Genomic DNA, 24,691 nt, shown 5'->3' on the forward strand with positions numbered 1-24,691 from the left:
ATTTTTTATATAACATCCATGGTCTTAGTGCCCCAGTTCATGACCCTGGTACGTGAAGTCGTATCTTTATAGAGCATTCCGGCCTGATAAGTTCCCTTAGGAAGAACACCCTCTTCTATCCTGGATCTGTAGCCTGTTATCTCAACACTTTGCTGATCCTTAAGGTTCTTCTCAACATCCTCTCTTAGCATATCATGTACTTTAAACGAATATACACAAGGTTCTACAGGAGTAAGATCTTCAGAACTCTTTACCCTCCTAAGGAGAAGTGTTCTGTTATATATAGCATTATCAGAACCAACTACAAAGCTGTATCCTTTGATAAAATAGCCGGTATCATTAACAGGCTTTTCTTCTCTTCCCTTATAATACATCTTGTTCCATTTATTCAATGAACCGATGTAATCTGTCCTAAACCACACGCATTCGTTCTTCCAGCTATCAGGATATCCCTTGGGCACAAGCTGCGCATTTGAGCTTTCTATCTCATCAGGATGAGGAATTTTGGGATTGGCCATGATATAATCCTGCGCCACATCATCGTTGACTAGAGCCTGATGATAGAATGGATCTTTGGTATACATATTCATGTGACGCTTCATAAGAGTGTTGTTTTCTCTCATAAGACGGTCTGTCTTTTTGGCATCTGCATTATCATCACCTCTGCTTAGAGATTCATGATGTACCAGATTAAAATAGTTACAGCAGACGTTGTAATATCCCTCTTCAAGAAGTCTCCAGTTAAGATCTACATCATTGAAAGCAACAGCAAGACCTTCATAATATCCGCCAAGTGCTTCAAACTTGTCTCTGCTTACCATAAGGCATGCTGCTGTAACTCCGCACATATCATGGGTTCCTTCGTTGGCTCCAAAATACCACACCTTATTATCAGAAAGTCTCTGAAGCTTGTGCATAGGTCCTATATGAATCGCAGTAAGACCTGCATGTTGTATAAGGCTTCCATCAGGATTGAGCACAGGATCAGCAGGATATAACAGCTTACATCCTACAGCACCCACATGAGGAAGCCTTGCATAATAGGAGAGTTCTCTAAGCCACTCACCGCTTACAATCTCTATATCATCATTTAGAAACAGGATCAGATCTCCTGTAGCATTCTTGGCACCAAGATTACACATGTATGAAAAATTGAAATCTCTAGGCTCATAAATATATGATATAGATGCACTATTCTCAGTTCTTATCTTATCAAGAAGTTCCTCATACTGTTTCTTCTTGTCTTCACAGCTTCCGTTATCAACAACTATTATCTCATAGCTTACATTCTCAGATCCGCTCCCATAATGAGTAAGCGATACAAGACACTGCTTTAGTACCTCAGGATGATCTTTAGACGGAATGACAACAGAGACTTTGACAGGAGATTCAATTGTATGATTTTCTTTATGAAAAGATCTTCCAAGAAAAAGATCTTCTCCATGTGCTCTGTGAAAAAGCACCTTATCAAGGTGATAAACAGGGAAATTCATTCCATCCCGTTTATTAAATCCACCTTCGATCAAAGCCATATGACCAAAAAGCTTATCACATACAGGCATATTCTCATAATTCAAAGAAGATACCTTACCCCATGGCATGATCAAAGGCTCATCGATATTATTTATAGCCTTCTTAACAAGTCCTGCCCTGGCTGCATATATACTTCCAATATAAAAAGCATTCAGATATGAATCAGGTGACCAGTCCGGCTTAAAATAAGGAGCAGATGGCCTTTCGTTTTCATCAAGTTCATCCTCATCTGCATACAGAAGATTTATATTCTTATTTTCTTCAAATGCATTTCCTATGTACTCTTTTGCATATCTGATAGTTCTGCCTTTTTTGCGGCAAAAGATGATTATGTCCTCTTCGCCTGCTTTGTCTATTGCTTTATTATGTGAGGTATTCTGAGTTATTATATCATCAAAAAATATAGTTATTATCTTATGATCGCATAAAGTCTGAGGCTTCTCATTTTCAAACTCCTCAATATGGAGATCATAATGAAAAGTCATGCTGCGAACAGCATTCTCATGTTTACGCTTTGCGTTTGCGGTCAGATACGCCCGTACTGCCTTTTTTAAGCCCATTTTTAAACAAACCTTTCAGCTTACTAAATCTAAGCCCCTCGTCATCAGATTCATCAGATCCGGCATACTGATATGAAACCAGGTCCTGAGCCTGCTTCTTCTGAATCGAAGACACTGTAAGCCTTATATTTATACGATTTACAGCCCTCTTTTTGAGCTCATCGCTGGTAAAATCAAATTCAATCCAAGGATCATCTGAATCAAATACAATGCTTTCATCAGAAAGCCATGCACCATTTGGATGTATTCCAAGTGCACTATTATCATCACTTATCCTCTCATCATTCCACTTAACGCTTGTAAGAGATACGATACATGGATGTGATACAGGATCAAGTCGCAGCTTCATGACATTATCATCAAGCTCTAGCTCTATCATGGCTTTGCCATTCTTATCATATTCTGTATCAAGCTCTTTGGAATTCTCTTCAGAAAATCCCTCGCCATAGTCATAATACAGCTTGATCGCTTCCGGATTAAATACCGGAACCTCCGGTGGCGGAAGAAGCTCTGCAGGAACAGTTGCCTTCTTGCCAATCTTCTTCCAGATTTCTACCATGGACATTCGATTGCCTGTCACATATTTCTGGAATCCTGCTTCTTCTTCAAGAAGGTCTTTGGCTTCTTCTTCAGACAGCCCCAGCTCCTTATAGAACCTATCTATTCCTATCTTTCTTCTCTTTTCATCTTCTTCAAGGTAGCAGTAAAGTGCTCTGAAAGCTATCTCTTTAGTAGGAATCTGCTTGCCATAAGTCCACTCATAATCTATAACTGTCCAGATAGGACCGTTAACCAGGATGTTGTTGAATATAAGATCATAGTCAGCAACCGCCATCTCCTCATTATAAGAGATCCTGCGAAGATATTCTCTGAAGAGCTTTTCAAAACCTTCAATATCATCTCCTGCAAGACACTTATCCATAAGTGATGAAAGCGGCTCTCCATTAACAAAAGAAAAAGAAGCAACACCAGTCTTTTCATCTATCTGACAATCATTGATCTCGAGATCTCCGCCTCTGTAACGCTCTTTCAAAGCTTCATAAGCATCTCTGATACTATTTATATGATCAACTGCTTCTGCACATAGAGGAGTCTTGGTGATGATCCTTCTGCCGGCTCTGTCCACGCAGATATCTGTACGGATCTTAAATTCCGCAGCTCTGTCATTAGAATATTTTGAAAATACGGTAGGGAATTCATTACCGATTATTACTTCAAAAGAGTTTGCAAAATCCTGATACATTCCATCTTTGACAAGCCCATCAAAGGCATATTTTTCATTAAAAAGTATCATGCGGGAATTATCAAAATTGCGCACATTATCATTAAGCTCACCAAGTCCCGGTAGATAATAATCCGAGTGCATCATGGTCATGAACTTATAATCAGGATATGGATAATAGAAATGGTAATTATTGATACCGCATCTTTTGAAGATCTGTATAAGACCGTTTCTGGTAAATGTTCTTGCAACACTTTCAGAATTATAGCCTTCTATTCCTGAGAAGTAAGTTCCAAGATGATCTTCTCTGCATCCTGCCAGATACTTAAGACCCATACGGTTCTCGATCGCTATAACGATCCTTCCCCCTGCATGAAGGTGCTTTTTGAGCATTTTAAGGAAGTTATCGTAAGGATACTCTCCGCCTATATATCCCTGGCCATATTCAAATACACCTATAAGGAAAATATAGTCAAAGTCATTTGGAAGATCCGGCTCTATATCCTTAAAATTACCAACATGAATAGTTACATTGTCACAGTTTTTATTTCTGTATGCATTGATCTCACTTCTTTTCTTGGAAAGATCAACACAGGTAACAGATCCGGATTTTTGGGATAGCTTACCGGTAATTGCACCACAGCCAGATCCTACCTCCAATACTTTTTCAGATCCGGACATAGGTATCCACTCTATTATGTTGCTACGCTGCTCTGAAAGATGGTACAGAACAGGCCAGCTGCCTTTTTTTTCTATTATCTCAGGGAACTTGGACGGATCATTGTTCATAACTATGTCAAGAAGTTCATCCTCTATCTGCCCGTCGCAGTAGAGATCCATTCCCTTATAGCGGTCAAAATTTAGTGTTACATTACCGATTTTGGTCGTCTGCGCCATACCCATTCCTCCCGATCAAACATTACTCAACCCTTACTTTGGAATTCATGTCATAATAACCGACTGTATTCTTATCAGAGATCACTGTAAGATTGAGTGCATCATATAGCCTATGGTATACAGTAAAGTTTTCCTGTTCATATCCTGTTACACCAAAAGAAATCAGGTACTCACCACCCTGAAGATCAATCTTCTGAGTGAATGTGATTTTCTTTCGATCCCCCTTCTTCACAGGAGACAGGAAAGCCTTTTCAAACATTGTATTGGTACCGGTAATCTCTATACCGAGAATATTCTTAAGTGTAAATGCAAAAATCGGAGCAGGACAATCTCTCATAAATTCTACTGACATATGAATAGTACACTCATCACCTTTTTGCACAGATGATACCCTGCGTCCTGTATTGTCAGTAATATAATAATCCTGAATTCTTGCTGCTCCGTCGCCATACTCAAGTACGTTAGGATTCTTGCCTACCATCTCAGATTGTGATGGCTCAGCCTTAGCAGCATTTTTGCCCTTACTGTTTCTTTTTTCCATCGGTGTGCCAACTTTGGAATCAGCTTCGTCAGCATCTTCTCCGGCACGTTTTCTTATATCTTCATCTTCAAGAAGGTTTAGAGCCACTTCGGCATTTTCCTTGGGAGCCACATACTGACCCACAAGAACCTGCTTGTAGATATCTATCATTTCCTTAGGAGAGCCTTCTCCAATCTTGACACCCTGATTGATAAGAACAGCTCTATCGCAGTATTTACTGATACTTGAAAGATCATGGGATACAAAAAGTATAGTCTTACCCTGCTTCTTGAACTCTTCAAATTTGTGATAACACTTAGCCTGGAAGAAAACATCTCCTACAGAAAGCGCCTCATCTACTATAAGTATCTCAGGATCGATGTTGATATTAAGAGCAAAGGCAAGGCGTACAAACATACCGCTTGAATAAGTCTTAACAGGCTGGTATACGTATTCTCCGATATCTGCAAAATCCAAAATAGCATTCATACGGTTCTTGATCTCTTCTCTGGTAAAGCCGATCATCATACCGTTTAAATAGATATTTTCAATTCCGTTATATTCCATGTTAAAGCCTGCTCCAAGCTCAAGAAGAGCAGAGATACGGCCATTAACATTTACAGTTCCGTTTGTAGGTGTAAGTACACCTGTAATGATCTTTAAAAGAGTAGACTTACCGGATCCATTGGTTCCAATGATTCCGACTGTCTCACCTCTGTGTACTGTAAGATCTATATTATTAAGCGCAAGCTTTTCATGATACTTTTTCTGCTTAGTAAGTCCAAGCGCTTCTTTGAGCCGGTCGGAGTTCTTATCATAAAGCTTATAGAGCTTTGTGATATTCTTGACCTCTATCGCGACCTCTCTTTGTTCTGACATACCAATCTCCATTCAAGTAATACTAAACTTAGTTACTGTCACCAAATAAGCATAGTAATCCGGTCACAGTCCCTCAAAGAGTCATTATCACAATACATCCGCAAAGTGAATCTTGGAACGCTTAAATATAAGCGAACCTATACAGAATAATCCAACAACAACGATCCAGAAATATGTTGATGAATAGAAGTGTTCAAAGAACCATCTCTCTTCATAGATACAGCTTCTGTAACCGCCTACTATATATGTCATAGGATTGAGCTTGATGATCCACTGCATACGCCAATCAGGAACAACTGCATCAAGGTTCCACAGAATAGGAGTAGCCCACTGCCCAAGCTGAAGTCCAATATTGATAATCTGCATCAGATCACGGAAGAAGACCTGTATAGCACTTGTAGCAAAAGATATCGCAAGCATTAACATAAACTCACAGAACATATAATAAAAGATCTGCAGAGTATACACGCTAGGAGTAAAACCTGCTATCCATCCTGCACCTACAAGGAGAAGACAGAAAAACATGTGAGTAAAAGTTGCAGCTATTATCTTAATAAGTGGAAGAATACTGATCTTGAATACTACTTTTTTGACAAGATATGTATATTCAAGAAGTGATGTGGTTCCATTGGATAAGCCTTCGGTAAAATAAAACCATGGAACAAGACCTGCCATTAAAAATATAACATATGGAACATCAAGTCCTCTTCCGGCTATTTCAGACTTCAAACCGAATATCTTCTCGAATACGAACCAGTACATAAGAACTGTAACAACAGGCTGAGTAAATGCCCATACAGCGCCAAGGTAAGATCCTGCATATCTTTTTTTGAAGTCATTGACAGCCATCTGCCATATAAGCTGTCTGTTATCCCATAATTCCAAGGGTACAACTGTAACCCTGTCATAATAAACCGAAAAAACCGCGCAACTGAGCGCTATCAGCGTACAGGCGCAGATTTTCTTCAGCCTCTCAGTCTCCTGATCAGCTCCGGGATTATAATGTAGTACTATTATCAGTGCCAAAACGATCGCACCCGCCAGGAATATGGAGATACCTGCCCATTTAGGCAGGTTTCCGATTCCGGGCAGACAGCGCTTCTTCATCGTTGTCTTATCTTTATTGTTCAAACCAAGGTCCTCAAATAAGTGTATTTTTATTACAGATTTCTTTCTTTTTTGTACTCAGCAATTCCGCCCCATTTAGGATCTTTTTCTGAGAAAATAAGCTCGGCACCTTCCCATAAAGGCCACTCGATTCCGATCTCAGGATCGTTCCATAAAAGACCGCCCTCATCATTTGGATGCCAGAAATCTGAACATTTATAGCAGAACTCAGCATAATCTGAAAGAACTAAAAATCCATGTGCAAAGTTCTTAGGAATGAAGAACTGCTTCTTATTCTCTTCAGAAAGGACCACTCCAAACCACTTTCCAAAAGTCTTGGAACCTTCACGAAGGTCTACTGCAACATCGAATACCTCACCTTTTATTACTCTTACGAGCTTATCCTGTGGGAAATTCTTCTGAAAATGAAGTCCTCTAAGAACGCCCTTCTTACTTGCAGACTGATTGTCCTGTACGAATTCAACGTCTATTCCTGCTTCAAAAAACTCACGTTTATTGTAAGTCTCCATAAAATAGCCTCTGTTATCACCATGAACTGTAGGTGTGATTATCTTAAGGCCTTCTATATCTCCGCAATTTTCAACTTTGATCTGTCCCATTTAAATGTTCCCCTTACTACTAAAAATTTAAATTTGATATATTTATATTAAATCAGCTATCTATTTTATATATAAATGATGTAAGTGTCAAAAATCAGTTATTATCAAGCGTTCCTGATCTCATAGCTGATGCCGTATCATCAAGACCTGAATCATTAGTCAAGCTAGGCGTCTGACCATCAGGACTTACCGGTGTAGGCGCAGCATTATCTGATGATATGCCATCCATTGAAGTTGTGCTTTCTAAGCCTGTAGTGCTACTATATCCGCTGCTTCCTTCATCTGATGTACCGGCTCTAGTACCATTTATCTCTATGATATCAACGCTCTCTTTGGTAACACGTACTACTGTTCCGTTTGCAGGAACATGGTAGCCTTCTTTGTCATTAAGTCTGACTATATAAGAACCTATCTCCAGATCCTCAATAAGAATCTGACCGTTCCTGTCTTCATCAAGATAGACCTGTTCGTCTTCTTCGTCATCCATGTTGGTGACTGTAACGGCGAATTTCTCGCCGGTCTCAAGACCACCGCGTCCATTTTTGATGCTGACTTGTATAAGCCCTTCGCCAGGTTTTAATTCCATGGTAAGGGCTGTAACATCAGCCTCATAGATGCTGGCCAGATAATCAGGATCATCAAAAAAATCCTTTTGTGCCATAAATCCTTGCAAGTTGTTTCCTATCTGCCCGTTTGAAACCGCAGAAAGTTCTGCCATAGATTCATTACTTGAATCTACAGCGGAACCTTTCAGAAAACTATTGATCTTGTCAGCATTGGACGCATATACGATGATAAGTATAACTGCGATCAGTGCTGCAAAGACCCCTACTGCGAGCTTCATGACTTTAGAGTCCATTCGCTACCTCAATGAGATATTTACCATAATTGGTTTTCAAAAGCGGCTGTGCAAGATTTAAGAGCTGCTCTTTATCGATAAAGCCTCTCTTATATGCGATCTCTTCTATACAGGAGATGTAAAGGCCCTGTCTCTTCTGGAATGTTGCAACAAAGTCTGCTGCATCAAGAAGTGCATCATGATTGCCTGTATCAAGCCATGCAAAACCTCTTCCAAGTGTCTCAACATAGAGATTTCCACGATTAAGATACTCGTTATTGATACTTGTGATCTCAATCTCACCTCTTGCGCTAGGCTTAACATTCTTTGCAATCTCTACAACATCATTGTCATAGAAGTAAAGACCGGGAACAGCATAGTTAGACTTAGGATTTTCAGGCTTTTCTTCAATTGAAATAGCCTTACCGTTTTCATCAAACTCAACTACGCCGTATTCTCTTGGATCTCTTACATAGTAACCGAAGATTGTAGCTCCAGATCCGGGTGTATTATGTCTTTCAAATACATTTCTAAGAACCTTGGAGAAACTCTGTCCATAGAAAATATTGTCACCAAGAACAAGCGCTGCAGAATCGTTGCCGATAAAATCAGCTCCAATTATAAATGCATCTGCAAGTCCTCTTGGCTGCTCCTGAACAGCATAATTCATATTAAGTCCAAGCTGTGATCCATCACCGAAAAGCTCTTTGAATGCAGGAAGATCTCTAGGTGTAGAGATGATGAGAATATCTCTGATACCTGCAAGCATAAGAGTTGATAACGGATAATAGATCATCGGCTTATCATAAACAGGCATGATCTGCTTGGATACAGCCTTGGTCAATGGATAAAGACGTGTGCCGGAACCTCCGGCGAGAATAATACCTTTCATTTTGGATCCCCTTTTATTTATGACGATCAGTCTGCAAGCTTCTTGCTGTACATACTATCATAATATTTTTCGTAATCACCTGAAGTGATGTGCTCCATCCACTCCTGATGCTCGAAGTACCACTTAATAGTCTTGCGGATGCCTTCCTTGAACATTGTCTCAGGCTCCCAGCCGATCTCAGCCTTGATCTTATCAGGTGCAATAGCATATCTTCTGTCGTGACCCTTACGATCTTCTACATATGTGATGAGATCATATGAAAGGTGAGCCTTTCTAGGATCATCATCTGTAAGCTCTTCTCTTAAAATATCGATGATTGTCTTAACGATCTCAATGTTCTGCTTCTCATTGTGTCCGCCGATATTGTATGTCTCAAAGAGCCTTCCCTGTTCCTGAACCATATCGATAGCCTTGGCGTGATCTTCTACATAGAGCCAGTCACGAACATTCTTACCATCTCCGTATACAGGAAGCTTCTTGCCTTCAAGTGCATTGTGAATGATAAGAGGTATAAGTTTTTCAGGGAACTGGTAAGGTCCATAGTTATTGGAGCAGTTAGTAATATTAGCAGGGAAGTGATATGTATCCATATAAGCTTTTACAAGCATATCAGAGCTTGCCTTTGAAGCAGAATATGGGCTATGAGGAGCATAAGGTGTTGTCTCATAGAAATATCCGCCGTCCTCAGGAAGTGAACCATATACTTCATCAGTTGATACATGAAGGAATTTCTTGCCTTCCTTGTATGTTCCGTCAGGAAGCTCCCATGCCTTCTTTGCAGCATTGAGCATAGTAGCTGTTCCAAGTACGTTGGTCTCAACGAAGATCTCAGGATTTACGATTGAACGGTCAACGTGGCTTTCTGCAGCAAAGTGTACAACACGATCAATATCATTTTCTTCAAAGATCTTAGTAATAGCTTCTCTATCGCAGATGTTAGCCTTTACAAATGTATAGTTATCGTTGGATTCAAGATCACTAAGATTCTCAAGGTTACCTGCATAGGTAAGTGCATCAACATTGATGATACGGATTGTATCGCCATACTTCTTGAACATGTAGTGAATATAGTTTGATCCGATGAATCCGGCTCCGCCTGTTACAAGATAAGTTCTCATTTTAAAAGTTCCTTTCGATTTTCATCTTTTTATTATAATGGGTGCCAATGATCACTCATTTATAGAGCGATAGGACAAATATAGCCCCTTATGTACTTAAAATCCCATGTACGAGATATTCATATCGACTCTTCCGGATATTCCGGCAACAGAGCCTTTTGAAGAATACTGCCACATATCATAACGTGTCCTTGAATATGTGGGCGCCGCCGAATACTGTGCAAGCCATATCTTATAGCCGGTAAGAGCCGGTGCATCGATATAACTGTTGAGCCAGGTTTTGTTGGCATATATTCCGGCAGTGTATCCTGCATTCTTTATTGTAGCACAAAATGCCTTACATACGGCAGTCCTTGTTGAAACGCTGATTCCGTCTGCTCTTCCGTGGGAAGCTTCAACGTCAAGGAATACAGGACAGCTAATATTGTACCCCTTTATAAGAGATATTACCATCGAAGCTTCCTCTACAGCTTCTACATCAGTCACAGCCTGAGTGAAAAAATATACTCCGACCTTAAGGCCTGCTCCGGTAGCTCCTTTGATATTAGCCCTGAATTTAGGATCTTCTATAAGTGCTCCTGTAGATGATCCTCTATAACCGCATCTGATTATAACATAAGATACTCCGGAATTCTTCACCTGTGACCAATCTATACTACCATTCCATTTGGAAACGTCAATACCCAGTACTCCGGACCCGGTTGATAAGCGGCCGTCAGCCCCAAATGAATACTTGGCTCCCTGTATTACCTGATCACCTGTTACAAAATTACCATTCTTGTCATAGTAGTATGTATAACCTTCGATTGTCTGCCAGCCTGTATACCTGTAAAGCTTTCCTTCTTTCTGGATAAAAAACTTATCTGCCTTATCATAATCTGCAATCGTAGCTTTCCTGTATGTTCCATTTTCAGCTACATATACGATATTGCCGTTTTTATCCTTGAGATCACCTGCACCGTCCTTGACTGTAACTTCGCAGGTAGCTGTAACACTCGCATCAGCTTTGCTTGTAGCTGTTATCTTAACAGTTCCTGCCTTCTTGCCTGTTACCTTACCCTTATCAACAACTGCGATACTCTCATCTGAAGATTTCCATATCACTGTTGTATCTTTAAGACCTGTAACCTTAGCGGTAAGAGTGATAGCTGTACCGCCTGCTATTATAGTAGCTTTTGATGAGCTAAGTTCTATCTTGCCATCACCTTTTGAAACTGTTACAGTGCAGTTTTTCTTGGTTCCGTCTTTAAATGTCGCCGTGATCACAACAGTTCCTGCAGCTACTGCTGTAACTGTTCCATCTGCAGCAACCTTGGCTATCTTCTCATCCGCACTTGACCAGGTTACAGTCTTATCCTCAAGACTCGTATCTGTAGTTATCTTTTCAGTAGCACCAACTTTAAGTGTAAGTGTCTCTTTGGAAATAGAATAAGTGTATTCTTTTTTCTGAACAGTGATCTGCGCAGTTAATTTCTTCTCACCATTATTAAAATCTGCTGTTATAGTAGCTACGCCTTCGCTTTTACCTGTAACTGTTCCTCCTGATACAGTAGCTACAGCTTCATTGTTACTCTTCCATGTAATCTGGCAGCCTTCGTGACTTGTCTTAGCTGTAAGTACTGTAGTATCTCCAACTTTTATAGTTGCAGATGTAGGTGTAAGTTCATATGTATATGTTTTGGGCTGCTCTGTTGAGCCTCCTGTATTAGATCCGTTACCACCTGTAGTGCCCGCAGAGGAATTGCCGCTACCAGAACTTCCTGAACCGGTATTTGATTCACCGGATCCTGAGGTACTTCCTGAGTTTCCGGTGTTCTGAGTGCTGGCATTGCCGCTTCCTGTATTATTTGAAGCAGTAGATGCTTCAGAAGAACCGTTAGGAGCTGATGTACTTGTTTCTCCTGATGATGAGCTGTTTCCGTTTCCGGAATTTCCATTATCAGAATCCTTCTCGTCTATAAGCTGAAGACTATCCGGATCTTTAATGCCTTTTGCAGAGTAGGGGTTAACAATAGTATCCTTTTTGATCTGTTCATATGATACTTCTCCGCTTGAACCAGCTTCTGTCTTAGTAGACTCGACCCATTCAACAGTATCCTTGTTCTCAGATTCTACTACTGTCTCTGCAACAGCAGTATCTTCTGCTGCAACATTGACCTGGGATTCATCCTTGACTTCATCACTTATATCAACAGGTTTATATTCAATATTCTCTTTGACTTCTATAGACTGACTTGTAGTATTGAAGGTATAGTCTGCATACTCATCGCCTTCTAATGCCTTCATTGTAACTGTGTATGTTCCTGCAGGAATATCATAGTGGTAGATGATTCCATCCTTATCTTCATCCTTCCAGGTAGTCGTACTTCCATCAGGCTTTTTGATCTCCACTTCAAAAGGGATACCTGATACAAGTCTTGCTGACTGGCTGTTTAGGAACTTGATCTTAAGATCCTGCTTGATGGATGCCATGGACAGATTGATCTTAATGCCCTCATTCTCTTCTTCCTGTGAACTTTCTGCCTCTGCTGCATCTGACACAGCTTCTGCAGCTGCCTTTTTGGCAGCCTGAGCATCTGCTACTGCAACAAGTCCTGAGCTTCCCGGAACCTGCATTTCAGAGATTTCACTGCCCACATTGCTAAAAGAAGATATCTCATTGGCCTTAGATCTGGCACGAAGTATAAATCCTCCAAGAGTAGCACCTGTGATTATCACAACAAGTCCTATTACAAGTGATATCTTTTCAAGCGTACTTGAATTACCCAAAAAGAAAATAATACCACTTTTCTTCTTATTTCTCTTTGAAGAAGATCTTCTTTTAGAAGATGAATTCACATTCCGTCTTCCTGATGAAGCGATATATCCTGACTTATGCCTTCTGCCCTTGCCTTTCACAGCGCCTTTATTAGAACCTTTACCACGAGAAGTTCCTACAGCGCCTCGAGCACCGTCTGTACTTCTACGACCTTGTCCGGATGATGTATAAGAGGCTTTTGAAGGAGCTTTTTTCCTTCCTTCTTTTTCAGCTTCTTCCTTCAGATCATCAGCAAAGTCATCAGCATAGTCGTCAGCAATAGCATCTGTCATCTCTTCCGGCGCTGATATCTCACGAATATTGTTATATTCGTCATATGCTGCATCTTCTCTTTCTTCGAGATATTCTTCATATTCATCGGGAGCATAATCGTCTAGGCCATACTGATCTTCTGATTCATACTGATCTTCTGATCCATACTGATCTTCTGATCCATACTGACCCTCTGAATCATACTGGTCTTCTGAATCATACTGCCTTTCTGATTCGTATGCGTCATCGCTGTCATATAAGTCATCACTGCCATATGCGTCATCGCTGTCATATTCGGATTCCTCTTCAGATTCGCTTATCATACCGTCTTCAGCATACTCTGAATCAAAATCCCTAGCGTCATCAGATATTCCATCATCCATAAAATCTATCGGGAACAGAAGTTCATCCCCATCATTTGAGGCATTTCCCCCAGCATCATGTGATGACGAAGCCTCTGTATTAACAGAAGGTTTATTTTTAATACTGACTACAGATTTTAAAAGAACTGTATCATCAAGATTCTGATAAGCTCCGGAGTTTTCTTCTGCAGCATTATAGATAGCCTCCTCAAGATCTTCGGTATCATGCTTTTCAGAAGCTCTATCACTGCTATCTGTTCCTGCTTCTACAAGATCATCAGCATCAGATTCTAACGACTTTCTGTGCATATCATCTTCATCAGTCACTTCATTATAGGAGTCATCATAATATGAATCTCCATCATAAGATTCTTTATTATATGCTGCTTCATCATATGATTCCGAATTATAAGATTCTTCATTATATGATTCTTCGCTATATGACTCTTCGCTATATGATCCTTCGCCATATGAATTCTCGTCATTCCATGCTTCATAATCGTCACGGGAATATTCATTAATATTCCTACTATTGTCTGCATGGCGACGATTTCTTCCTTTTATAAACTCTTTTTTTCTATAATCAGGAATACTCTTTGTTCCAAAAATGCTATGGTGCTTTTTCATAAGTAAACTCCTTCGATGTCTTTCATAACATTACAAAACTATAGCTTCCCATCCTTGGCTATGTTCACTGATCAGTCCCATCCTGATCAGTGAAGATCAAAAATCCTGTATACCTTTATACTATTTTCATATATTTAATTCAAATAAAACACTATAATTCCTGCAAGAAGAATTGCCATTCCTATAAGCTTCCTTAAAGTTATCTTCTCTCCAAAGAAAAATCTTGATAGAAACATTACGATAACATAGCCAATAGGCTCAATAATAACAACCTGCATGTATTCAAGTCCTGAATAGCATACAACAGATATAAGCATTGAAATTCCAAGCATTCCGTACCCGGATATAACCAGCACATTAAGATACTGTCTTATAAAAGATGGATACTCTTTACCGGAACTTTTTTTAAGTAATATCTGGGAAAAAGATGCAATTATCTGTCCCAGGATCGCAAGAAGAAGGTAGAAGCTCATCTTTCATCCTCCTTCTTATTATCTGCCATAGCAGCTTCAGAAGCTGTAGGATCCGTGTTGAGTATCACTGTTCCAGCCATCACCATAAGAACTCCGATCACCTTAAATGCTGTCACGTCCTCATGAAACAGGATGATACTCCACATAAGTGACCATAAAAGTGTCATTGCCTTGTTGGCATAAGCTATTGAGAGCTGAAACCTTCCTATAAGCTGCTGCCACAGTACCGCATACACGCCAAGGACGAATACTTCCAGAAACAAAAGTCCCATGGTCTTAACCGATAATGCGCCGTTTTCATTAAGGGAATTACCAACAAAACCGCCTACAACAGTATTTATACTATATATTCCAACAGCAAGCTGCAGGAGTAATATATCTTTTAGTGCTACTTTCTTTTTCATTTTAACCTCATGTTTTACTTCTTTTCCTACTTCTTTTGTCGTGCTTTCTTTATCTGCGTTGAAAAGAATCTATAGAACTCACTCTTTGCCAGCCACCGACTGAGGATATATAAGAAGTGCAAAGTGGTAAGCGACATACTGTCTTGCGCTTACATTAAGATGAATATTGTCATTAAGGTATTCCTCAGAATTAGACTCCGTGATAAAGCCCATGTAGTCATCAATAAATGACACATTAAGACTCTCTGTAGCCTGGAATAATCTTCCATAATAATCGGTCAGTGTTCCGTTGCCATAATTGAGCGCATCTCCGGGCTGCATAGCACCTGTATCGTTAGGAGCAAGGCAATAAGTGAAGGTGTTTACAACTATCCTTATATGAGGATAAGCTTCGTGGATAGCCTTAACTCCTGCTACAAATCCGCCCATATAAGTATATTCATCAAACTCATATCCGGGTGTCAGAAGGTTATCTACATCTGTAGGATTATAAAGTGTCCTCTTCTGAATATAATCATTGCCATCATACATGATGCAAAGAGTATCTACTTTGTTAAAATCAATACCTTTAAGAACATCAACGCTTGAGACATAGTCTACTCCCATATCTCCTGCCTTATTAGAAAGCTCGGAATAGTCTCCGCTTCCTATAGCTTTAGCTACGCCTACGAAGCTGAAAGTATCTATCTCGGTTCCCATTCCAAGAGGAGCATATGCAACAGTCGTTCCGGGAAAAGATACATTATAAACTGTAGCTCCGGTCTTATCAGCGATCATATTGGCAAGACCTGTTTCTTCATCTCTGTCATAGGAGAAGACATCATTGCCAAGGCATAGGATCGTATCTGTTCCATCATCTTCATATCCCTCAAGATCAGCGTCTAAAGGATACAGGATATTATCTTCAGCATTAAGACTTATATCAGGTACATAATCAGGATCGTATTCTACTGTTATACCTCCGAACTGGAATTTCCAGATAACTCCAAGAAACAGTACTACAAAACACAAAATTACTATAAGCAAAATAACAGGAAGACTTATCTTACCACTGTTAGAACTACCATTTCTTTTCCTGCTGCCTCTACTGCTGTTATTATTTACACTTCCTCTATAACATGCGCCGCTTCTGCTGCCGGCATTATTCCTACTGCCACCGTCGCTTTTATTATTAAAATTACTTCTATTATCAAGATCACTTCTGTTACTCATAAAAACCTCTTTGTATATTATATTTGGTTCTTTTGTCAGTAAATTCCTATATTAAATATCTATAGTAAATATCTATAATAAATCCCCATAATAAATCTCTATAGTAAATATTTATAGTAAATCTCTATAATAAATCCCTATAATAATTCTCTATACTAAATATTTTTAGTAAACAACTACATCAGCTTTCTTCTACAACAAGGGGATCCATATAAATGCTATAACCATCCATCTGAGCCAGAAGGACAAGTCCCTGGGTCGTAGGATCTATATCAGTAGGAACACTCATATTAAGGACCACATAGGTGCATTTCTGCTGCCTTGTAGTTTCTAAAAGCGCCTCTATATTATAGCTTCCACCCGGTTCTATATTCATCTGTTCATAAACAGCATTCCAGTAATCCCACTGTGCTTCAACATAATCTCGTCCATATGGAAGCATGATATCCGTATTATACTGCCTTATAAAATATACAAGCTCCGGAGGGCATGCAGCTCTTACTCTGGCTTCACCTTCTTTAGGAGCGATGAGATTGCAGATATCAATAGCAGCAGTCGGTATGTGGAATCTGTTCTCAGCCTTAGTGATATACTGACTTCTGTAGACAAGGTTAAAGCCGCTCAAGACTACAACAATCAAAGTCGCTACTACAAGTCCAAGCTTCCTCCTTCTTTCAAAGAGCCTGCAAAAAGCATATGCAACGTCTACTCCCATAGGGACAAGCCATAGTACGCGGTAGTACGTTCCTTCTTCCATACCAACTTTCTCATAAACTGCTCTTGTAAAAGGCATAAAGAACATGACTATTATAAAAAGCGGCACAACGCCCAGTATCATCTTCTTCCAGACGATCTTCTCAGTAACCAGGATATATATAGCACATGCAATAAACAAAAGAGGCAGTATGCCACTCCCGCAATAAGCTTTGAACGTATCTATATTTGCCAAAAAATATTGAACCATACAAAACCTTTCTAATTATCAGTATTTCTTAATCAGTATTTCATAATCAGTATTTCTTAATATTTTTAATTCATTACATACTCAGATACATAAGAAGATAGATAACATTTGGGATACAGGTTGCAGCACCCATAAAAGCAATTGACAGCTTCTTGTATCTGATCATAAGAATAAGTGAGCATGCGCCTATAAGTATAGTCCCAAGCATTACTCCCATAGAAGAATAAATTCCGGAAGCCATATTCACAAGGATCATGAGTATCCATGGGGAAAGTTTGTTGATACCAGACAGTTTCTGTCTGCCCTCACGTTCCAGATCCTCTCCAATCCACAAGAACAGCCATATTATAAGAGGTATGGCAACATTGGCAAGCATTGATTTGCCCTGCCATGTCCTTGTAAGGAAAAAAGTCTCTGTCGTCGAGATGGATGTATGACCAAATAATTGAAAGACAGCCATTATGATCATGAACATAGGAAGCTTATTGGGGTCTTTTCTAAAAAGCATGCGCCCTATCTCAATATAGATCATGTAGGTAAAAGGTATCAGGAACATAGGAAGAAGCGTATGTGCCAGAATCGTCGCATGTACTCCTGATATCTTTGCAATAAAGGCAATCCACATCGTAATAACAGCAAGAGCATGCCTTATATCAAGTGTTGTGGATCCTCCTGTATAGGGAAGTATAGTATTCATAGTATCTGTCTGAACCGCAAGGACAGATTCTACAACATAATATGCATCATCACCATCAAATGAGGCATAGAAAAATGCCATGTACAGCTGAACAAGAAGCAGTATACCGAATAAAACCCATAAAACCTTGCCTTCAAAAGAATATCTTACACGTCTTCCATATACGTCTCCTCTTGGATCCATATAGTCTTCTGCAAGGACATGCTGTTCTCCCGGAAATACCGCTTCGAGCCTATGCTTAATGCCTCTATAGGTGATAGAGTTTAGTTCTCCTGATGCAAGGTCTTCTTGTTTCTTCTTGTTAATAAGGATTATACCTATGATAAATCCTATAACAGCAAGACCTATCTCTAATCCTGCATAGATCTTAATGCACGTAGAAAAGGCACTATATGTGATAAGAAGCATACATGGAATAGCCACCAGTTCAAACACAGCCATTGACATAAGATACCCTGCAATAAAAGTAACCGCCCATGACCGCCTTCTTTCAGGAAGTATACAGGCCGGTATTATCCCTATCAAAGTAGGAATAAGAATAAGCCATAATATCAGCATTATAAGTGTATAAATTGTTCCCATTGTAATCCGTCACTTTCAGTCTATAAATTCTTTGATCTGCTCATCCATACAGGAAGGTATATCTCCCTTGTCTATCAGGACTTTGGTAAATTCAATGATCCTGTCCAGAGCATCACTTACATTGGTCCTTCTCTTATATCCAAGCTTCTGTCTTATCTTGGAGGTATCAAGTTTTAAAAAGCCAGCTTCGTGAGGTCCCTTATCAGATACATTCTGCCATGAAGCCCCGCTATATATCATGTTCCATTTATGACAGAACATGTCTGTTATATCGCCGGTAGTAAGTATATCATTGTCGTCAGGACCTACATTATAACTTCCTTCAAGTGTCATATCCTCATACTGCCTTGCAGCAAGATACAGATAGACATATACCGGCTCCATTACAAACTGATATGGACGTATAGAATGAGGATTTCTTACTATTATCTGCCTGTTATCAAGAACAGCCCTGATACAGTCAGGTATTATACGATCCCTTGCAAAATCTCCTCCGCCTATAACATTGCCTGCTCTTACCGTAGAGATGGCACAGCTTCTTTTATCTTGTCCAAAAAAAGAATTCCTGTATGAATCTGTAACAAGTTCGCTGCAGGACTTTGAGCTTGAATAGGGATCATATCCTCCAAGCACGTCACTTTCCCTGTAGCCCCACTCCCATTCATTATTCTTATATACCTTATCTGTTGTCACATTAACTACAGATCTTACAAAGCTGCACTGCCTCACGCATTCGAGCAGGTTGACAGTTCCCATTACATTGGTCTCATAGGTATAGACAGGCTCTTCATAAGAAGTTCTGACGATAGGCTGCGCTGCCATATGAATGACAATCTCCGGTTTCGCCTTATCAAAAGCTTTTTTGAGAGACTCAAGATCTCTTATATCGCCTTTTAGATGGCAGATATGATCTTTGATATCTGCCATTTCAAACAGAGATGGATCTGTTGGCGCATCCAGAGAATACCCGGTAACCTGCGCTCCCAAAAGGATAAGCGTCCTCATCATCCAGCTTCCTTTAAAGCCTGTATGGCCTGTTACCAGAACTCTTTTGCCTTTATAAAATTCTCTAAGTGAAAAGCTTCTGTCTTTCAAAGGTCACCTCTTAGCATCTGCTTCTTTTTCTATATCTGCATCTGTATCAAATCCTATGCGTCTTTCCTCAACTACAATAGGCCTGTGAATAACTCTTGTATTGATATTAAGGATATATTCTCCCATAAGTCCTATAAAAAACAGCTCTATAGACATAAAGAAGAAAAGTCCTACGATAAGCGGCGCCTGTCCTGCATCAAAGCCGTACCAGTTAGTTAGCTTGAGCACAAGATATATAAATGCTACAAGTAGTGATAAGATTGAACAGATAAAACCAAAAATAGTAGCCACGCGAAGTCCTACCTTGGTATATGAAGTAATGCTCAGCATCGCTGCATCATATAAGGTATAGAAATTGTTGTGGGTCTTGCCGGCACGTCTTCTAGGCTGCTCATACTCTACAAGCTTTAGATTAAATCCTGCTCCGTACTCAGCAACAATACCTCTGATAAAAGGAATCGGGTCATTAAGCTTTCTAAGAAGCGCCACAAAAGTCTTATCATACAGACCAAAACCTGTAAAATGCTCGATCATATGAACCTGAGACATCCCTTTGATAAGCTTATAGTATATAGTTCTCAGAAAATAGATTATCCCATTCTCACGGCTCTTTGATTTAACTCCTGATACTATCCTGTGCCCTTTCTCCCATTCATGTACAAATACAGGGATAAGTTCAACAGGATCCTGAAAATCCGCACATACAGGTATCACACAATCTCCGTCAAGACTGCATATCCCGTGGAACGGTGAATTGAACTGTCCAAAATTAGTTACGTTAAATATAGCTTTGATCTTTGAATTATTCCTGCACAGCTCTTCTATTTTATCTCTTGTTCCGTCAGTGGATGCATTATCTATAAAAACAATCTCATAATCATATGAAGAAAGGTCTTTTTTCAGAACATCTTCTACAGCAGAGCTTATAGGTCCGACATTTTCTACTTCATTAAAACATGGAATTAGTATACTTATTTTTTTCATAGGTTCCTTTATGGCCTTTATATTTTTACAGTATTAGCAAGTAGCTCTTCTCTTGAAAGAAAAGGTGCAAGATCATCAAGTGGCGGAGATACAAGACTTCCGTCGGCAAGCTTTTTGGTAGCTGACTTAGGTTCAAAGAACTGCTCCGGCGAGCAGAACACCTCACATATAGAAAAAGAATCTTCTGAAAGAGTCTTCGCAATGCTCTCTTCAAGCTCTTCATTACTGTGGCATGCATAATAAGGATACCCGTAAGCATATGCAAGTTTCGAAAGATCAGGAAATGATAAGCCACCACTTTCAGGTCCTATTCCAACATAATGCCTTCCAAAAAGATTGGTCTGGGTCTGTCTTATGGAGTGATATCCTTCATTGTTTATAACAAATATATGTATAGGGAGCCTTCCTGTAACAATAGTCTGAAGCTCCTGAAGATTCATCTGGATACTTCCATCTCCTGTTACAAGAGTTACATCCTTATATCCATCTGCAACGCAGGCTCCGATTGCTGCCGGAAGACAGTATCCCATGGATGCGATCGCAGAATTGATTATAAATCTCTGACCTTTTTTGATGTGAAAGGAATGACTTCCTACAACGCAGGCAGAGCCGTTACCTACAACTACTGTACTATCTTCGGAAAGCCTCTGGGACAACTTCCCAAAGAAGGCATAAACATTGGTCTTTCTTGTATCTGTATACTTATCTTTTGTGATAACCGGATACGCTTTTTTCCAAAAATCACAAAGACTTGTCCAATCAGATGGTCTTACACTTCTTCGTAATTCTCCGGCAGATTCTTCTATATCATCAGATGATCCCTGCATACTTACAGGCATAGACCTATACAGGACTTCTTCCTGTGCCAGGGCATCCTCCATCTTATTAAGAAAATCAGCCGCATCTGCCCATACAGGCATATCAACATGTATAGTAGGCTTTACAAGTTCATTACGGTCAACGTCTACATCTATGACATAGGCGCCTTTGGCCCAGTTTCTATAATTATATCCAACCTGTCTTATAGAAAGCCTGCTTCCTACTGCAAGGACAAGATCAGCATTTTGAACTGCATAATTGCCTGCCCGATCTCCCATTATCCCGCCACGGCCTACATAGAGAGGATTATCGTCATCTATAAGATCTATAGAATTCCATCCGGTGACAACAGGTATACCCAGCTTTGGCACAAGCCTTTCAAATATCTCAAAAGCTCCGGCTGCTCTGATACCGCTTCCTGCATATAATACAGGTCTTTTTGAATTTCTAATCCTGGAAATAATACTTGAAACTGTCTCTTTAGATACAGCACCAGGGATATCCCTGTCATCTTCTGCTAAGTCATAAGCTTCCAAACTATCCGGATCGATCATCCTTGCCTGAATGTCAACCGGTATATCGATCCATACAGGTCCCGGCCTCCCCGTTACTGCAAGATGATAAGCTTTTTCCATTACTTTTTTTATATCAGAAGCACAAGTAACCATCTGCGCATATTTTGTCATATTCTTCGCAGATAATGTTATATCAAACTCCTGATCTCCCATAGAACGCAGATCAAGTCCCGTACTTCTTACAGTTGTATCATATCTGACCTGACCACTTATAACTATCATAGGGATAGAATCAAGATATGCCCCGGCCACACCTGTCATCGCATTAATACCACCTGGTCCTGTGGTAACACATACACATGCAGGATTCTTACTGATCCTTGCATAACTCTCTGCAGCCATACTACAGGCCTGCTCATGATGATTAAACATAAGTGAAAGGCCATCACATTTTGCAAGACTGTCATCCAGATGCATAGCGCCTCCTCCGACGACCATGAACACCTGGCTTATCCCATGCTGCACAAGGAATTCTGCTACATAATCAGAAAGTTTGATCAAAGCCACGGCTAAATCCTCCCATATCCTTCTTATTTTATCAGATAGAGACTACAATGTCACGAACGCTACACTCTATGACTCATAAAAAGGCAAAGAAAAAAAGACCTGTACAAAGGATACATGTTCCTGTACAGATCTTACCTTCTTATACTTAAATATTACTTAAATATTATCCCGGCAAAAGATATTAAGCCTGATACTTCTCAAGCTCAGAGAAATCAGTCATGATGTCAAGAATCTTCTTACGTCCCGGCTTGTTAAGCTTGATGTACTGCTTCATTACGCGATTCTCAACGATACTGTTTCCAAGATCCTGTCCTCTTTCAAGGGGAGAAAAATCTACAGGGTTAAGGTTAAGTCTGTCACACATACGAATTACAGTACCATATGCCATACCCTCAATACCACGGTCAAGAGCAGTTACAAGTGTGCTGTATGGAATAGACATTTCGATAGCGAACTGTCTTACGCTCTTATACTGTGATAAAATCTCTTTCTTTAAAATCTGTGCCTTTGTCATTGTTGTCCACCTCCTGGTAATGGTAATTTTTCCTGTTGAACCAAAACACATCAGCTGTGTCTGATATGTGATATGCAATAACTGCGAAATAATCTCCCGGTTACTTTTACATCAGCTACAAAGTATAAAACATAAACTGTTTTACGACAACCCCTTTTTATGTAAAAATTCTGTGAATCTATATAGAATTTTTGTACGTTTTTTTGGTAAAAATTCAAAAATGCCCAATCAGTGTTTTCCGCTTCATAATATGGCTTTTATGCGGCATTTCAAAAGCCACCATGAATTATTCACACAAATCAGGCATTTTTTATATAAAATTTTTGGTTATTTTTTCAGAAACGTGCGTTATCTTATAAAACAATCAGTATTTTATCGTTATATAGTCATGTATAACCTTGCCGTTTTTTTTGCATTGAAATTATAGCACATAAAACCGTTATTGCAAGTACGAAACAAACGTAAATTACCATCTTTTTAAAATTTGTACTTACAGGATAAAAAAAGGACGCAAAAGGGGACTTGTTTTGTGTATTATGATGTAGATTTTAGACTTCGCTAATGCCAAACATATGCCGCCCTCTGAGATAGCTTATTAAAGATTATCACAGTAGTCTTTTAGGCTAGTCTCAAATTCCACCTCCGGTTGCCAGCCTGTATCTGTATAGAGCTTGTTGCCATCGGGTTTTAGGGATATGAATGGATCCGGGTCGTCTCCGTAGGTTAGTTCTGCCATATGGCCGGACCTTGCCAGCATCCATCTGTTAGCTCTTTCTACATATTGTCTTAGAGTCAAGCAGCTTCCGTCTGTGATGTTATAGATTTCTCCGCTTACGCCTTTAGTGGAAATAGCTATAAGGGCCCTGGCGCAGTCTCTTGCATCCAGATAGTTCCAGCTCTGCCTGCAGGATGAGAGGTTCATCTTCATACCGCTTTGGGCCATGTCCAGAAGATCAGGTATCATCCTGCCTCTTGGCTCGAACCTTCCTATGAGGCTGAATATTCTCCCCCATACCCATTCAATTCCAAGTGATGTGCATAGACTTTTTGTCATATAGCAGGCGGCAGCCTTGCATGCTCCATAAGCTGTGACAGGGTCAGGGGCAAGAGTTTCTGTGAGGATCTTATCTGTTGCGCCGTATTCCGCCTGGGATCCTATACCGATGAAGCGTCTACAGCCCATTATAGAAGCAGCTCTTACTGCATGGAGTGATCCTTCTACATTGACCTTTTGGACCTCAAAGTCATTCCTGTCACCACCCCACATAAGATGGAAGAATGAATCGAAAGAGGCATCTTCATCGCTAAGTTCAGGGAACCTTTCGAATATCTCTGATGGGAGTCTTTCAAGTTCATCCATTTCAAGAGGGATGATATGAAGATTATCCGAATCTATCTCTTCAAGTCTTGCATTATGACTTGATCCCGGTCTGACTACTGCATAGACATCCGTTTCATTATCAAGAAGTTCCATAACAAGGTTTGCTCCGGCAAAGCCTGCAGCACCTGTTACTATCACATTTTTATTTTTATCAGCCATACCTTTATCCTCTGTTTTTGTGATCAGCATCTTCGAAAACCTAATACTCTTTTTACATAAGGTTATTTAAGAAGCTTATC

General features: G+C 39.8%; 19 protein-coding genes. All 19 read right to left on the reverse strand.

Annotation, left to right across the window (positions count from 1 at the left end; translation table 11 throughout):
- Nucleotides 1-5: 5 nt before the first annotated feature.
- The 19 genes from BMX21_RS11580 to BMX21_RS11670 all read right to left on the reverse strand — a co-directional run bounded on the left by BMX21_RS11580 (nucleotide 6) and on the right by BMX21_RS11670 (nucleotide 24,611).
- A complete protein-coding gene (locus BMX21_RS11580; RefSeq protein WP_092044501.1) occupies nucleotides 6-2,093 on the reverse strand; it encodes a glycosyltransferase family 2 protein in 2,088 nt (695 codons plus the stop codon).
- Entirely contained in the window at nucleotides 2,041-4,212 is a 2,172-nt protein-coding gene (locus tag BMX21_RS11585; RefSeq protein WP_092044504.1) for a class I SAM-dependent methyltransferase, read from the reverse strand. The genes BMX21_RS11580 and BMX21_RS11585 overlap by 53 nt, the downstream gene beginning before the upstream one ends.
- A 22-nt stretch (nucleotides 4,213-4,234) precedes the next feature.
- Complete coding sequence (locus BMX21_RS11590; protein WP_092044507.1) at nucleotides 4,235-5,611, reverse strand: ABC transporter ATP-binding protein; 1,377 nt, start codon at nucleotides 5,609-5,611, stop codon at nucleotides 4,235-4,237.
- A gap of 87 nt (nucleotides 5,612-5,698) precedes the next feature.
- On the reverse strand, nucleotides 5,699-6,742 hold the full coding sequence (locus BMX21_RS11595) for an ABC transporter permease (protein ID WP_242952913.1): 1,044 nt from the start codon (nucleotides 6,740-6,742) through the stop codon (nucleotides 5,699-5,701).
- A 29-nt stretch (nucleotides 6,743-6,771) separates the two neighbouring features.
- Nucleotides 6,772-7,338, reverse strand: coding sequence for a dTDP-4-dehydrorhamnose 3,5-epimerase (gene rfbC, locus BMX21_RS11600; RefSeq protein ID WP_022755357.1), 567 nt, complete (start codon nucleotides 7,336-7,338; stop codon nucleotides 6,772-6,774).
- 94 nt (nucleotides 7,339-7,432) lie between these two features.
- The gene (locus BMX21_RS11605) at nucleotides 7,433-8,197 is read right to left on the reverse strand and encodes a hypothetical protein (RefSeq protein ID WP_092044510.1); all 765 of its coding nucleotides are present in this window, start codon (nucleotides 8,195-8,197) and stop codon (nucleotides 7,433-7,435) included.
- A complete protein-coding gene (rfbA, locus tag BMX21_RS11610) occupies nucleotides 8,187-9,068 on the reverse strand; it encodes a glucose-1-phosphate thymidylyltransferase RfbA (protein ID WP_022755355.1) in 882 nt (293 codons plus the stop codon). The genes BMX21_RS11605 and rfbA overlap by 11 nt, the downstream gene beginning before the upstream one ends.
- Before the next feature lie 26 nt (nucleotides 9,069-9,094).
- Nucleotides 9,095-10,186, reverse strand: a complete 1,092-nt coding sequence (rfbB, locus tag BMX21_RS11615; RefSeq protein ID WP_027203221.1) for a dTDP-glucose 4,6-dehydratase — start codon at nucleotides 10,184-10,186, stop codon at nucleotides 9,095-9,097.
- 96 nt (nucleotides 10,187-10,282) lie between these two features.
- On the reverse strand, nucleotides 10,283-14,245 hold the full coding sequence (locus BMX21_RS11620) for a GH25 family lysozyme (RefSeq protein WP_092044513.1): 3,963 nt from the start codon (nucleotides 14,243-14,245) through the stop codon (nucleotides 10,283-10,285).
- Nucleotides 14,246-14,379: 134 nt separating this feature from the next.
- Nucleotides 14,380-14,718 carry a DMT family transporter gene (locus tag BMX21_RS11625; RefSeq protein WP_092044516.1) on the reverse strand — a complete coding sequence of 113 codons (339 nt, stop codon included), beginning with the start codon at nucleotides 14,716-14,718 and terminating at the stop codon, nucleotides 14,380-14,382.
- Nucleotides 14,715-15,122, reverse strand: coding sequence for a hypothetical protein (locus BMX21_RS11630; RefSeq protein ID WP_092044519.1), 408 nt, complete (start codon nucleotides 15,120-15,122; stop codon nucleotides 14,715-14,717). Before BMX21_RS11630 ends, BMX21_RS11625 begins: the two co-directional genes overlap by 4 nt.
- Nucleotides 15,123-15,200: 78 nt before the next feature.
- On the reverse strand, nucleotides 15,201-16,334 hold the full coding sequence (locus BMX21_RS11635; RefSeq protein WP_092044522.1) for a hypothetical protein: 1,134 nt from the start codon (nucleotides 16,332-16,334) through the stop codon (nucleotides 15,201-15,203).
- Nucleotides 16,335-16,515: 181 nt separating this feature from the next.
- The gene (locus BMX21_RS11640; RefSeq protein WP_092044525.1) at nucleotides 16,516-17,298 is read right to left on the reverse strand and encodes a hypothetical protein; all 783 of its coding nucleotides are present in this window, start codon (nucleotides 17,296-17,298) and stop codon (nucleotides 16,516-16,518) included.
- Nucleotides 17,299-17,371: 73 nt separating this feature from the next.
- Nucleotides 17,372-18,577 (reverse strand): DUF6077 domain-containing protein, encoded by a 1,206-nt coding sequence (locus BMX21_RS11645; protein WP_092044528.1) that lies wholly within the window; start codon nucleotides 18,575-18,577, stop codon nucleotides 17,372-17,374.
- A gap of 15 nt (nucleotides 18,578-18,592) precedes the next feature.
- Nucleotides 18,593-19,672, reverse strand: coding sequence for a CDP-glucose 4,6-dehydratase (rfbG, locus tag BMX21_RS11650; protein WP_027203225.1), 1,080 nt, complete (start codon nucleotides 19,670-19,672; stop codon nucleotides 18,593-18,595).
- A 3-nt stretch (nucleotides 19,673-19,675) separates the two neighbouring features.
- On the reverse strand, nucleotides 19,676-20,656 hold the full coding sequence (locus BMX21_RS11655; protein ID WP_092044531.1) for a glycosyltransferase family 2 protein: 981 nt from the start codon (nucleotides 20,654-20,656) through the stop codon (nucleotides 19,676-19,678).
- 17 nt (nucleotides 20,657-20,673) lie between these two features.
- Nucleotides 20,674-22,557, reverse strand: a complete 1,884-nt coding sequence (locus tag BMX21_RS11660; RefSeq protein ID WP_242952914.1) for a thiamine pyrophosphate-binding protein — start codon at nucleotides 22,555-22,557, stop codon at nucleotides 20,674-20,676.
- A gap of 181 nt (nucleotides 22,558-22,738) precedes the next feature.
- Nucleotides 22,739-23,071: a transcriptional regulator gene (locus BMX21_RS11665; protein ID WP_022753678.1), complete on the reverse strand. Its 333-nt coding sequence runs from the start codon at nucleotides 23,069-23,071 to the stop codon at nucleotides 22,739-22,741.
- Between the two features lie 595 nt (nucleotides 23,072-23,666).
- A complete protein-coding gene (locus tag BMX21_RS11670) occupies nucleotides 23,667-24,611 on the reverse strand; it encodes an NAD-dependent epimerase/dehydratase family protein (RefSeq protein ID WP_177174020.1) in 945 nt (314 codons plus the stop codon).
- Between the last annotated feature and the right edge of the window lie 80 nt (nucleotides 24,612-24,691).

The organism is Butyrivibrio sp. TB (assembly GCF_900110805.1).
Lineage (GTDB): Bacteria > Bacillota > Clostridia > Lachnospirales > Lachnospiraceae > Butyrivibrio > Butyrivibrio fibrisolvens_C.